Below are 13301 nucleotides of genomic sequence, written 5' to 3' on the forward strand. Positions count from 1 at the left end.
AAACAATGAAACAACTTACTTCAGCACAAATTCGTCAAATGTGGCTTGATTTCTGGAAATCAAAAGGTCACGCTGTTGAACCATCAGCTAACTTGGTTCCAGTTAACGATCCAACCCTTCTTTGGATTAACTCAGGGGTTGCCACTTTGAAGAAATACTTTGATGGCTCTGTGATTCCTGAAAATCCACGTATCACCAACTCACAAAAGGCTATCCGTACCAACGATATCGAAAACGTTGGTAAGACAGCTCGTCACCACACAATGTTTGAAATGCTTGGTAACTTCTCAGTTGGTGACTACTTCCGTGATGAAGCCATCGAATGGGGTTATGAGCTTTTGACAAGCCCAGAGTGGTTTGATTTTCCAAAAGACAAACTTTACATGACTTACTATCCAGATGATAAAGATTCATACAACCGCTGGATTGCTTGTGGTGTTGAACCTAGTCATTTGATTCCAATTGAAGATAACTTCTGGGAAATCGGTGCTGGACCTTCAGGACCAGATACTGAAATCTTCTTTGACCGTGGCGAAGACTTTGACCCTGACAATATTGGTATCCGTTTGCTTGAAGAAGATATTGAAAACGACCGTTACATTGAAATTTGGAACATCGTTTTGTCACAATTCAATGCAGACCCAGCTGTTCCACGTTCAGAATACAAGGAACTTCCTAATAAAAACATTGATACGGGCGCAGGTCTTGAACGTCTTGTAGCCGTGATGCAAGGGGCTAAAACAAACTTTGAAACAGACCTCTTCATGCCTATCATTCGTGAAATCGAAAAAATGTCTGGTAAAACTTATGATCCAGATGGTGACACAATGAGCTTCAAGGTCATCGCTGACCACATCCGTTCATTGGCATTTGCCATTGGTGATGGTGCCCTTCCAGGTAATGAAGGTCGTGGTTATGTCCTTCGTCGTCTTCTCCGTCGTGCCGTAATGCACGGCCGTCGTCTCGGCATTTCTGATGCTTTCTTGTACAAACTTGTTCCAACTGTTGGTCAAATCATGGAAAGCTATTACCCAGAAGTTCTTGAGAAGAAAGACTTTATCGAAAAAATCGTTAAACGTGAAGAAGAAACCTTTGCACGTACCATCGATGCAGGTTCAAGCATGCTTGACGAGCTTCTTGCTAACCTTAAGAAATCTGGTAAAGATACGCTTGAAGGTAAAGACATCTTTAAACTTTACGATACTTATGGATTCCCAGTGGAATTGACAGAAGAGTTGGCTGAAGATGAAGGCTTCAAGATTGACCATGAAGGTTTTAAAGCTGCCATGAAAGAACAACAAGAACGTGCGCGTGCTAGCGTGGTTAAAGGTGGTTCTATGGGTATGCAAAATGAAACCCTCGCCAACATCACTGAACCATCTGAGTTCTTGTATGAAGCTGAAACAGCTGAAAGCCGTTTGAGCGTTATCGTTGCTGATGATGCTCGTCATGATAGTGTTAACTCTGGTCAAGCACTCCTTGTCTTTGAACAAACACCATTCTATGCTGAAATGGGTGGACAAGTAGCAGACCACGGTACGATCTCAGATGCAGCTGGTACTGTTGTTGCGCGTGTGGTTGATGTTCAACGTGCACCAAATGGACAAGCCCTTCACACTGTTGAGGTTGAAGGTGAACTTGTTGTAGGTGCTAACTACAAACTTGAAATTGACCACACACGTCGTCACCGTGTTATGAAGAACCACACAGCGACTCACCTCTTGCATGCTGCCCTTCATAATATCGTTGGTGATCATGCTGTTCAAGCTGGTTCTCTTAATGAACAAGAATTCTTGCGTTTCGACTTCACTCACTTTGAGGCTGTAACTCCAGAAGAATTGCGTGCTATCGAAGAACAAGTCAACGAAGAAATCTGGAAAGCCACTCCAGTAACAACTATTGAAACAGACATTGACACTGCTAAATCAATGGGAGCTATGGCCCTTTTTGGTGAAAAATATGGTAAGAATGTTCGTGTCGTTTCAATCGGTGATTACTCTGTTGAGCTTTGTGGTGGTACGCACGTTGCCAACACTGCTGAAATCGGTATGTTCAAGATTGTCAAAGAAGAAGGTATCGGTTCAGGAACACGTCGTATCTTGGCAGTGACATCACGTGAAGCTTACCTTGCTTACCGTGAAGAAGAAGATGCCCTCAAAGCAATCGCAGCAACACTTAAAGCACCACAATTGAAAGAAGTGCCTAACAAGGTTGCTAGCCTTCAAGAGCAATTGCATGCCCTTCAAAAAGAAAATGCTGCGCTTAAAGAAAAGGCAGCTGCAGCTGCAGCTGGTGACGTCTTCAAAGATGTTAAAGAAGCTAACGGTGTTCGTTACATTGCTAGCCAAGTAGAAGTTTCTGATGCAGGTGCCCTTCGTACCTTCGCGGACCAATGGAAACAAGCAGACTACTCTGACGTCCTTGTCCTTGCAGCTCACATTGGCGAAAAAGTTAATGTTCTTGTAGCAAGCAAGTCTAAAGATGTTCACGCAGGTAATGTTATCAAGGTTCTCGCACCAATCGTATCAGGTCGTGGTGGTGGTAAACCAGATATGGCCATGGCCGGTGGTAGCGATGCCAATGGTATCCAAGATCTTCTTTCAGCAGTAGCAGAACAGCTCTAAGATGTGATACAATAAAAGTAACTTGAAAAGATAGGATGAAAATCCTATCTTTTTTTCTTTGTAAGTGGTATTGAAAGTAATGATTATTTTCGTTTCATAATTGAAATAGTGAATACTGGGTGGTATACTATTACAAATCATAAAAATTATAATAGTTTCAAGTAAAAGGGAGCTAGCGATGTTTGGACAAGACTTTGGTCATCGGTTAAGAGAGTTGAGATTAGCACAAGGATTCACTAAAGAAAAATTTTGTGAAGGGGATGAGGTTTTATCAGTACGGCAATTGACACGTATAGAAACAGGGAAGTCTCAACCTAAATTAGAGACCTTAGAGCACTTGGCAAGACGTCTGAATATATCTTTATCGGAATTGCTTGGAGAGAGGGCTATAGGCTCAAAGTTGCCGGTAGAATACCTCAATCTCAAATATCAATTGATGCATGCGACTAGTTTAGATAAGCCAAATAACCTAATGAAACTAGACGAAAAGCTGGGTAAAATTATTGATATCTATTATGATGATTTGCCAGTTGATGAACAGAGGGTCGTTGATATTTTACAGTCAAAACTTTACTCATATACTTCAAAGACACACCAAAAATTTGGCATGAGCATATTGGAGAAGAGTTTACCTTCATTATGTGAGAAAAGGGTATACACTATCAATGACCTACTACTTATAGAACTATATCAAATCTCGTTAGGAGATGGTGATAGTATGCGGTCAGATGGGTTTAGTGAAGGGACCTTTTATACCATTTGTAGGAATCTTATAAATAGTTATGATAGTATTCCCACGGAGTATCTATTTTTACTTAGGGATGCCTTATTAATGGTTCCAATAGTTGAATATGAACGAAAAAAAGTTTCATTTATCGGAAGTAGCATTCAATCAACTGCATCACATTATGGAGGAAACTCAAGATTATCAGAAAAAACCAATTTTGAGAATGCTAGAGGGACAGTATCTATATGTTGTAAAGAATGATATTTTTGAGGCTAAAAAGGCCTATCAAGAAGGGATAATCTTGGCTAGATTGCTAGGAGACACCTCTTTAACTGACATCATATCAGAGAAAATGAGAGATGCTATGAAAGAATAGAGCAGGACATACGTGTCCTGTTCTTTTTTTCTAATATGCAGTATATTATACCCATAAGAAGAATTAAAGAATATAACTTATTTCATTGAGATTTTTGAAAATGACACAGTCTAAAATAGAGTAATAAGGAGAATTATTATGAAACCTGCTACAAAACGTTTCACAACTTTAACCGCACTCGCTTTAACTTCCGTTCTATTACTTGGTGCATGTGGTAATAACAAGAAGGAAGCTACATTAACATCGAGCTCTAGTAAGGTTAGTCAGAAAGTGAAATCGACAAAACCATCTTCAAAAGAAAAAACGAAGAAGTCTGAGCAAAAGACAAAATCTTCTAGTTCAGAAGAGGTCTCAAAGGCAACCTCTGGAGAAACGGCTTCACAACCATCAGCCGGAAATGTTGCTGGATCTACTCAACAAGAAGTTGCTCCAACAAATCCTAGTGAAGAAACAGCTGGAGTAAATCAAGGAACTCCTACAGAACAACCAGCTGCTTCAGCGGAACAAACACCAGCTACCACAGTGGTTGATGCTACGGCAATGGCTAATGGTGATTTCTCTAGTGTTGCTGGTACCTATCAAAATGACTTAGGGGACACAATTACAGTATCCCCATCCGGTAGTGTAACCCGTGTTGGTGCTGAAAGTGGTTATAGTGATACAAGTAGTCAGCTCTTTAATGGTTTTGCTCAAGATGGCGGTTATGTAGCAGGATTTGCTCATAATGATGGACCAACTAGTGACCCAATTTTCTTTGATAGTAATGGACAGATTCGTTTCGGTTCTGATGCGATATATGGTCGAATGCATGTTTACAATAAATTAGATTAATGGTATTGTCCCTCGGTACTTAAGAAAAGGAAATTACAAGTAGTAGAAGGAGTACGCTTTAAAAATGTCTCAAAAAGAACATGGAGAAGTGAGAAGTACTAGTGGTACCTTAAAGGGGACCTATCACTATTTGGATTCTCCCAGTCCTCATTTGTTTCCGTTTGTCTTTATTAGTAACGTAACAGATAGCCTTCAGATGTTTCGCGTGTGTAAGAATGGAAAGCCAATTGCCTTTCCATTACTTCTACCAAATCAGTATAAAATTGTTTACATTAAGGACTTTCAAAATGTTAGCTCCTGCGATGAGATTACAGTGACTGAACATTTAGAAGAATACATCTATGATGAATCATAGTTAGACCAGATTGATACCTATAGTCAAATCAACCCAGAATGAATTAATTAATCTATTCAGATTTGCTTAATGTGTCAAGGAATTAGATGTAGCAAAAGCCCTCAGGTAGTTCTTGGGGGTTTTCTTAATTATAGTTATTTGAAAGAATTAGATATCAATTTTCTACAAAATAAAGTTTAGTAATAATATTGAAATAATTGTAAAAAATATTTCAAAGGGGTATAATAGAAATGTGAAAACGGTTCCAAGTTTTATCAAACAGCCTAGAAAGTGAGAGTGATCAAAATGAGAAAGGCATATGTTGTTAAGGAACGTCAACGTTACTCAATTCGTAAATATTCTTTTGGAGCTGCATCAGTCTTGATTGGTGCGAGCTTGATGCTTGGTGGACATGCTTTGGCTCAGGAACAAGCCAATGGCGCAAGTTCCAGCAAGGATTATGAAGTTTTTGTAAATAATTCTGAACCACTTCAAATCGACCAGGCGACTTCAGAAGCTGTTACCGATGTCCTCAATCAACCAGCTTCAAGATCTGAAGCGCCAAGACCTAAGCTTGCCAGCAGTGAAGTTGCTTCTTCTGAAGCTAGTAGTGTAGTAGCTAGCGAGGCTGCTTCTTTGGAAGTACCGGCAGAGGTTGCTCATTCTGCATCTGCTGTTGCTACTGTTTCTAGATCAGAAGTGGCTAGTCCACGTTCTGAAGTGTCATCAGTAGCTAGCTCTGAAGCAGCAAGTGAGACTAACCGTTCCGCAACTTCAGAAGTAGCAGAAGTTAGAGGTACTGAGCGTGAAGCTGTCGAAACACGTCAACCTGGTGTAGATGGTCCAGTGACTGCTGATGGTTCTCTTGATATCCCATCAAACGGTACTTTTTATTTCCGTCGCACAACTGAAATTCGTACAGCGCCTATCATGGATATCAAACCTGCCTTTGTCTTTAGTGCAGGTGACCATGTTATCTATGATAAGGTCTTGAAGAGAGACAATCATCAATGGATTTCTTACATTGGCTACGACTATGAACGCTACTACGCTGATATCGCAGCATTGAAGGCTGAAAACACTAATAGCACCACTGAAGCAACTAGAGATGAAGTCATCCCTGAACGTGGTACTTATTACTTTACTAAACCTGCAGATGTGAAGAACCAACCTAGCTTGACTGCCAAGACTGAGTTCAATTTTGATCCAGGCATGTCAGTCAACTACGATAGATCTTTGCTTGCTGACAACCACCGTTGGATTTCCTATGTGTCATACAATGGTACTCGTCGTTACGTCGATCTAGGTGCTGCAGCAGAGGCTGTAGCTAAACCAAGAGGCGATATTGCTATTGAAAGCCATGATAATGGTGACTTTAGTGTGGTTATCAGTAATGTTTCAGATCAAAACGGTGTCCTTGGGGTATCTGTTCCAATCTGGTCTGAAAAGAATGGTCAAGATGACATCATCTGGTACAATGCGACTCGTCTTAACAATGGTAACTACAAGGTTAACGTCAGTCTAACTGACCACAAGAATGAACGTGGCCTCTACAATGTTCATCTTTACTATGTTGAAACTAATGGTAAATTAGTTGGTGTGGGTGGCATAACTTACACAGTTCCTGCCAAAGTTGAAGAAACTCATACAACTACTAGCTATAGCCTTCCTGATGCAGGAACTTACACCTTCAAAGAACGTTCTAGCATCAAGGCAGAACCTCGTGTGGCAAGTCCAGAGTTGGCCTACTACGATGCTGGCATGTCAGTCAACTACGACAAGATTGTCAGTGGTGATGGTTACCAATGGCTTTCTTACCTCAGCTACAATGGCAACCGCCGTTATGTAGCCGTGTCTAAACTTGCTCAACAAGAAAGCAAACCAAGCGGTACTATCAATATTGAAAATCTCTCTAACCTTGGTTTTGACGTTCATATCACTAATGTTTCTGGTGGTGATAAAGCTATCCAAGGCGTAAGTGTTCCAGTTTGGACAGCTCAAAACGGTCAAGACGATCTTGTATGGCACCAAGCTAGCAGACAAAATGATGGTAGCTACAAGGTTCGTATCAATGTTAGTGACCATAAGGCTGAAGCAGGTGAATACATTGTCCATCTCTACTATGTCCAAGATGGTAAAATGGTAGGTATCGGAGGCACTAGCACAACTGTTCCAGTTCAAAATGCAACCCGCCACAACCTTCCAGCTTCAGGTTCATACACCTTTACCGCCCGTACTGGCATCAAGACTCAACCTTTGGTAGCCAACCCAGATGTTAGCTACTACGATGCTGGTATGTCAGTCAACTATGACAAGGTTGTCAATAATGATGGCTATACATGGCTTTCTTACCTTAGCTATTCAGGACATCGTTTCTATGTGGCTATCGCACCAACAAGTGTGACTAAACCAGTAGAACAACCTGTTCAACCAAGCACACCATCATCTGGTACCTATACTTTCAAAGAACGCTCTAGCATTAAAGCAGAACCAAGTGTGGCAAGTTCAGAGTTGGCCTACTATGATGCTGGTATGTCCGTTAACTATGACAGATTGGTGACTGCAGATGGTCATACATGGCTCTCTTATGTCAGCCATGGAGGCAACCGCCGATACATTGCTATTGATGGTAAGGCAACAGCAGTTACTCAACCAGTAAGTCCAAGCCTAGCGGCAACTGGCACCTATACCTTTACCAAACCTAGCTCTATCAAGGCTCAACCAAGCGTTGCAAGCCCAGAGTTAGCCTACTATGATAAAGGCATGTCCGTTCGATATGACAAGGTCCTTACAGCTGATGGACACACATGGTTGTCTTATGTAACCTATAGCGGTGCAAGACGCTATGTAGATATTTCTTAAGAGTTTTAACAGGCTCTTTGTCAACTGTAGTGGGTGACGAAAAGCTAACATCTAGAGAGAACCTGATAGGTTTTCTCTTTTTGTATGTTCAGAGTGATGAAAACACGCTTCCTAAAGTTAATAAAGTTTCTAAAACCGAAGCCTAGACGTTTAATATCTTTGATAAGCTTATTGGTCCCCTCCAATTTTGCATTTGAGTAATGTGTTTCTAGTGCATTTTTGATGTATTGTTTATGTTTACGAAAAGTCCTAAAGACTGTTTTGAAGTAATGATTGACCTTGCTTATATTCTCCTCTATGAGTTCAAAAAACTCATTCCCCCTCTTCTCCTGAAAGTGAAAAAGCAAAAGCTGATAGAGGTTATAATAATTGGAGAGTTCTTCTGAGAAATTCAGTGTCTTCTCAACGACTTCATGTGGGCATAATGTTTGATGGAAGGTCTTTGAGTAAAAAGGGTTGAGAGATAACTTACGGCTGTCCTTTTGGAAGAGTCTCCAGTGATTTTTTAAAGCTCGATAAGGTAGTGACTTCTTATCAAACTGATTCATAATGGCAATTCTTGTCTTTAAAAAGGCACGTCCAAGGTGCTGGATAATGTGAAATCGATCAAGAACAATTTTGGCGTTAGGGAAGAGTTTGCGAGCCAGTGGAATATAAGCTCCTGACATGTCCATCGTGATAAACTGTACCTGTTGTCGGACTTTCAATGGATACTTCAAAAAATAGTTTCGTATAGTAGTTTGGCAGCGATTATCAAGGATGGTTATGAGTTTGTTGGTCTCATAGTTTTGAGCCACAAAAGCGAGTTCACCTTTCTTGAACCCAAACTCATCCCAGGACATAACAGCTGGGAGTTTGTCATAATGTTCCTTGAAAGTAAACTGGTCAAGTTTACGATAGACAGTGGACGTCGATACACGAAGTCTTCTGGCAATATCCGTTAGTGATACCTTCTCAGTTAGAAGTTGTGCAACCTTTTGTCGGATAAGGTTGGAGATTTGGTGGTTTTTCTCAACGATTGAGGTTTCAGCCACCGTTACTCTCTTACACACTTTACACTGGAAGCGACGTTTCTTCAGACGTAGTAGTGTTGGAGTTCCAGCTTGTTCAAGAAGAGGGATTTTAGAAGATTTTTGAAAGTCGTACTTGATCATCATTCCATGGCAATGAGGGCATGGTGGTGCAGAATAATCAAGTTTTGCATGAATCTCGATATGAGTATTAGTTTCCAAAACAAGAGAAATAATGATGTTAGGGTCTTTAATTCCGATTAATTCTGTGGTATTCTTAATAAGTCTCATAAGTTCTTCCTAATGATGGTTTGGTTGCTTTTCATTATAGTTCTTATGGGACTTTTTGTTTACACTCAAAAAGCTCTATAATCTCTACAGTGGTTTTACCCACTACAGAAATTATAGAGCCTTTTAACATCACTCTCTTTTGAGGGTGGTGTTTTTTTAGTTTCAAGAGTTGAATCAATATATTGTTCAATATGTTTTAGAAACATTTGCTGTAAATTAGAGAAAGTTGTAAAATCAAGGTGAAAATATAGGATTAGTTCTACAAGTAGCTAATTCAGCAAGTTATTGAAAGAAAATGTTATAAAACGGAGGTACTGAGCATGTTGGATATTTTTGTTTTAGAAGAAGATTATTTTCAACAAGCTCGTCTTGAGGATGCCATCCACAAGTCTAAACAAATATATATTTTAAGAATTGGGAAGGTTGATTTATACGATAAACCCAATCAATTATTAGAGCGTATTACGGAAAGGGGCTCGCATTTACTGTTTTTTCTAGATATTGGATCTGACAGTGATGTCGAAGGGGGAATATTGGTTGCTCAACAGATTCGTGAGCGAGATCCGTATGCAAGTATTGTTTTCATCACAGCACATCCCGAACTCCTACCTTCAACCTTTCAGTATCGCTTAGCTGCACTTGATTTTATTGACAAGAATTTGCCTGATATTGAATATGAAGATAGGATTATTTCTGATATTGGATTAGCACTTTCTAAAAATGGTCTGAGCCAAATAGAGTGTGCTTTTACTATAGATACAAAGCATGCAACTATACAAGTTCCTTTTCATAAGATACTCTATTTTGAAACATCTCCAACAGTTCATAAGGTGATTCTTCATACAACAGAAGAGCAAATTGAGTTCTATGGTCAATTGTCAAAAATTGTGAAACAAGATTGCAGACTATATAAATGTCATAAATCATTTGTTGTAAATCCCGAAAACATTGTGAGATTGGACAAAGAATTAGGTATTATTTATTTTGAAAACGGAGAGTCATGCTTGGTTTCAAAAGCTAAACAAAAAGAGATTGTTGCTAGGATGCTTGTTCCAAAACCCATGGCAGTTTGATGTATATAGTATTTTTATTTTAAAATGTTATTTTCTGATTACGACGAAAAAACGACCGTTTATGACTTCAATGAAAAATTTAGCTGTTTTTGTATTATAATAGCCGAGTAAATTATCAGTAAAGGACATCACTCATGAAAAATACAAGTAAACTTATTGGTTTAGTATTAGCCCTTATCGTAGTTATCCTCGCTATCTTTTTGGTGACTAAGTTTAACAGCCATGAATCAGCTCGTGTTAGCACAAGTAGCAGTCCAGTCAAAACGGTTAAGAAGTCATCTTCAAGCTCAAGTAAGGCTGTTAAGAAGGATAAGAAATCAGTTCAATCATCATCTTCAGCAGTCACAAATGAAGAAAATGACAATCAGGCCTCAGCAGTAGCACCTAAAGTTTCCTCTCAAGAACAAGCTCAAGCAGTCGCTACAGATGGTGGACAAGTGGCTGAATCTGCAGCTGGAACAGATAAGGCTAAATCTGAGAAGAACACAAATAATAGTCAATCATCGCTTGACTTTGGTGCCCTTGACAATGGTGATATTAGCTCTCTTGTGGGAACTTGGACTAATGCGAATGGTGAATCAGTGACTATCAATTCTGATGGTACAATTATTAAAAACTCAACAGGTTATACTGCTCAATTGAAGCCTCAAAGAGTTTCAGATAATATTTTTTATGCAGGAGTCTTCTCAGATACAAGCTCAGCTGCATTGAGAGCGGTTTCTGGAGGTAGTAACGGCTCTGATTACCTTGTTATTGGTCAGGACCAAACTGCTGAAGGTGTCCCTTATTATCGTAACTAGTACGAAAAAGATTGTTATTTATGAACTGCACCCCAAAAGTTAGACATATAAAATCTAACTTTTGGGGTGTTTTTTTTAGTTGATTGAAGCAAAAAAATGTTACAAACTATTGTTTTTTTGTAATAAAACTGTAAAATAGGTAAAGAGAACAAAAAATCTCATTTTAAATAAATAAGAGAGGTTCATTTATTAAAGAAATGCTCTAACTTAGAATTTCTCTTAAGATTATGCTAAAGGAAGTTATGCCATGCTTAACATCTATGTTTTAGAGGATCATTTTATCCAACAAAATCGTATTGAAGAGGTTATTCATACGATTCTTAAGAAAAATAATATTAAAGTGGGTGACTTTGAGGTTTTTGACAAACCCAATCAACTGTTAGAGTCTATTACCGAGCGAGGGTCTCATCAGCTCTTTTTCTTGGACATTCAAATTAAAGACGATACTAAAAAAGGTTTGGAAGTGGCTAAGCAGATTCGCAAGAATGATCCCTATGCCAATATTGTTTTCTTCACGACTCATTCAGAGTATCTTCCCTTAACTTTTCAATACCAACTGGCAGCTCTAGACTTTATTGATAAGTCTTTGGAGGGTGAGGACTTTCAAAAGCGAGTGGAAAGTATTATCTTATTAACCTGCAAAAAGATACAGAGTCAGAATCCAGAAGACGCTTTTCGGATTGAGAATGCTAAGACCGTTATTCAGGTTCCTTTTCATGATATCTTGTACTTTGAGACGTCAGATATTGTTCATAAGGTTATCCTTTATACTAAAGAGGAGCAGATTGAGTTTTATGGCAGTCTCTCACAAATCGAAAAGAGTGACCCTAGACTGTTTAAATGCCACAAATCTTTCCTTATCAACCCAGAAAATGTCATCAAATTAGATAAAAGTACGGGGACAGTCTATTTTGAAAATGGTGGCGTTTGCTATGTTTCAAAGTTGAAACTAAAGAAATTGCTTGAGAGAATCAGCCTATGACAGCAATCAATTTTTTGTTGGATAATCTAGACTTTTTAGCGGAGATTATCCTCTTTATTCTCATTTATCAATACATTACCTCCGAGAAGATAAAGCTAAGATGGTATATCATCATCCCCTTGATTATCCGATTTTTGTTTGTGCTTTCTCCAGCCCTATCCTATGTTTTAGGGCATGCCTTCTTGGTTGTTTATTCCCTCTACAGAAATCGTTATGGCAATAGGTTATTAGATATTTTCTATGGCTTGTTTCCAATCGTCATAGAAAGTCTTGTTCACAATCTTATTATTTATGGGATTGCCTTAGTCATCAATCGTCATTATATGATAGTACTTAACCATTTCCATTTAAACCTTGTCATTGAGTTGCTAGTCTTTCCTGTGTTTTGGTTAATCATTAAGACCTTAAAAGTAGATTTCAAAGCGTTGAACTATGGTTTTAGAAAGTCATTTTCAAAGTACTTTTTATTGCTTATAGATATATCAATGTTATCTTATGCCCTCCTTCTCCAATATATTACCTTTTTTGTGCAACAGAGCCCTGGAGGAAGAGATTGGCATGTTTATCTCGTGGTGACCTATGCTTTACTCTTTCTAGCGACCCTTGTTTATATCAATGCGACCTTCAGTGAGAGACTGAAAGAAGAAGTCCTACTCCAAAAAGATAGGCAAATGAGTGATTTGGCTCATTATAGCCAACAAATCGAGAGACTCTATACTGATCTTCGTCGATTTAGGCATGATTACCTAAATGTTTTGTCTAGTATCAAATATGGCATTGACTCCAAAGATATAGCTATGATTTCCGATATCTACGATAATATCCTTGAAAAAACAAAGACTCGGATTGAGGGAAAACAGTACGAAATTGCCAACTTGATTAATATTAAAGATGAAGCTGTTAAAGGTGTCTTGGCTAGTAAAATCTTGGAAGCACAGGGACAGTCTATTACCGTTCACCTTGAGGTCAGCGACGTCTTTGAAGTATCGAGGATGGAATTGTTGGATTTCATAACGGTGCTGTCCATCTTCTTGGATAATGCTATTGAGGCTAGTTTGGATAGCAGTACTAAACAAGTGAACGTTGCTCTTATCAGTGGAGAGACAAAGGTAGTAATAGTGGAGAATACCATTGCTCAAGAATCTATCAATACAGTCGGTATCTTTAAACTTGGTCGCTCAAGTAAAGGAGAAGGACGTGGTATAGGGTTGTCCACTGTTCGAGAGATTTTAGGGAAGTATCCTAATTGTTCTTTGTTAACACAATCTAAAGACTATCGTTTTAAACAGACACTAAAAATAGAAGATGTGGTTTGATTATGACGAAAAAACGACCGTTTATGACTTCAATGAAAAATTTAGCTGTATTTGTATTATAATAACCTAGTAAAT

At 38.8% G+C, this 13301-nt stretch carries 10 protein-coding genes and 1 pseudogene; 10 read left to right on the forward strand and 1 reads right to left on the reverse strand.

The annotated features are described in order from the left end of the window. Window positions 1–5 precede the first annotated feature (5 nt). From alaS to SSAL8618_RS02470, 6 genes are all read left to right on the forward strand, one after another. Window positions 6–2624, forward strand: coding sequence for an alanine--tRNA ligase (gene alaS / locus SSAL8618_RS02450; RefSeq protein WP_013990152.1), 2619 nt, complete (start codon window positions 6–8; stop codon window positions 2622–2624). Between the two features lie 178 nt (window positions 2625–2802). After that, window positions 2803–3612 carry a helix-turn-helix domain-containing protein gene (locus SSAL8618_RS02455; RefSeq protein ID WP_257001916.1) on the forward strand — a complete coding sequence of 270 codons (810 nt, stop codon included), beginning with the start codon at window positions 2803–2805 and terminating at the stop codon, window positions 3610–3612. Then, a complete protein-coding gene (locus tag SSAL8618_RS10775; protein ID WP_257001917.1) occupies window positions 3533–3727 on the forward strand; it encodes a hypothetical protein in 195 nt (64 codons plus the stop codon). Before SSAL8618_RS02455 ends, SSAL8618_RS10775 begins: the two co-directional genes overlap by 80 nt. 138 nt (window positions 3728–3865) lie before the next feature. Further along, window positions 3866–4558 carry a DUF6287 domain-containing protein gene (locus SSAL8618_RS02460; RefSeq protein WP_038675425.1) on the forward strand — a complete coding sequence of 231 codons (693 nt, stop codon included), beginning with the start codon at window positions 3866–3868 and terminating at the stop codon, window positions 4556–4558. Window positions 4559–4622: 64 nt separating this feature from the next. Beyond that, window positions 4623–4913 carry a hypothetical protein gene (locus tag SSAL8618_RS02465; protein WP_002885564.1) on the forward strand — a complete coding sequence of 97 codons (291 nt, stop codon included), beginning with the start codon at window positions 4623–4625 and terminating at the stop codon, window positions 4911–4913. Between the two features lie 285 nt (window positions 4914–5198). Next, the gene (locus SSAL8618_RS02470; protein ID WP_038675428.1) at window positions 5199–7754 is read left to right on the forward strand and encodes an SH3 domain-containing protein; all 2556 of its coding nucleotides are present in this window, start codon (window positions 5199–5201) and stop codon (window positions 7752–7754) included. A gap of 51 nt (window positions 7755–7805) precedes the next feature. Here SSAL8618_RS02470 and SSAL8618_RS02475 read toward each other — a convergent pair. Continuing rightward, a pseudogene (locus SSAL8618_RS02475) lies at window positions 7806–9055 on the reverse strand (ISL3 family transposase). A 320-nt stretch (window positions 9056–9375) separates the two neighbouring features. On the opposite strand from SSAL8618_RS02475, the gene SSAL8618_RS02480 reads away from it, so the two are divergent. From SSAL8618_RS02480 to SSAL8618_RS02495, 4 genes are all read left to right on the forward strand, one after another. Further along, the gene (locus SSAL8618_RS02480; RefSeq protein WP_038675433.1) at window positions 9376–10128 is read left to right on the forward strand and encodes a response regulator transcription factor; all 753 of its coding nucleotides are present in this window, start codon (window positions 9376–9378) and stop codon (window positions 10126–10128) included. 134 nt (window positions 10129–10262) lie between these two features. Then, window positions 10263–10928, forward strand: coding sequence for a DUF6287 domain-containing protein (locus SSAL8618_RS02485; protein ID WP_038675435.1), 666 nt, complete (start codon window positions 10263–10265; stop codon window positions 10926–10928). Window positions 10929–11175: 247 nt separating this feature from the next. Beyond that, on the forward strand, window positions 11176–11910 hold the full coding sequence (locus tag SSAL8618_RS02490) for a response regulator transcription factor (RefSeq protein ID WP_038675437.1): 735 nt from the start codon (window positions 11176–11178) through the stop codon (window positions 11908–11910). Next, on the forward strand, window positions 11907–13226 hold the full coding sequence (locus SSAL8618_RS02495; RefSeq protein WP_038675438.1) for a sensor histidine kinase: 1320 nt from the start codon (window positions 11907–11909) through the stop codon (window positions 13224–13226). Before SSAL8618_RS02490 ends, SSAL8618_RS02495 begins: the two co-directional genes overlap by 4 nt. Window positions 13227–13301: the final 75 nt, after the last annotated feature.

The organism is Streptococcus salivarius, from assembly GCF_000785515.1.
Lineage (GTDB): Bacteria > Bacillota > Bacilli > Lactobacillales > Streptococcaceae > Streptococcus > Streptococcus salivarius.

Excerpts from the sequence above, each read along its gene's own strand:
- SSAL8618_RS02460 (WP_038675425.1), top strand. The coding sequence starts at position 3,866 with ATGAAACCTGCTACAAAACGTTTCACAACTTTAACCGCACTCGCTTTA.
- alaS (WP_013990152.1), top strand. The coding sequence starts at position 6 with ATGAAACAACTTACTTCAGCACAAATTCGTCAAATGTGGCTTGATTTC.
- SSAL8618_RS02465 (WP_002885564.1), top strand. The coding sequence starts at position 4,623 with ATGTCTCAAAAAGAACATGGAGAAGTGAGAAGTACTAGTGGTACCTTA.
- SSAL8618_RS02480 (WP_038675433.1), top strand. The coding sequence starts at position 9,376 with ATGTTGGATATTTTTGTTTTAGAAGAAGATTATTTTCAACAAGCTCGT.
- SSAL8618_RS10775 (WP_257001917.1), top strand. The coding sequence starts at position 3,533 with ATGGAGGAAACTCAAGATTATCAGAAAAAACCAATTTTGAGAATGCTA.
- SSAL8618_RS02495 (WP_038675438.1), top strand. The coding sequence starts at position 11,907 with ATGACAGCAATCAATTTTTTGTTGGATAATCTAGACTTTTTAGCGGAG.
- SSAL8618_RS02455 (WP_257001916.1), top strand. The coding sequence starts at position 2,803 with ATGTTTGGACAAGACTTTGGTCATCGGTTAAGAGAGTTGAGATTAGCA.
- SSAL8618_RS02490 (WP_038675437.1), top strand. The coding sequence starts at position 11,176 with ATGCTTAACATCTATGTTTTAGAGGATCATTTTATCCAACAAAATCGT.
- SSAL8618_RS02485 (WP_038675435.1), top strand. The coding sequence starts at position 10,263 with ATGAAAAATACAAGTAAACTTATTGGTTTAGTATTAGCCCTTATCGTA.
- SSAL8618_RS02470 (WP_038675428.1), top strand. The coding sequence starts at position 5,199 with ATGAGAAAGGCATATGTTGTTAAGGAACGTCAACGTTACTCAATTCGT.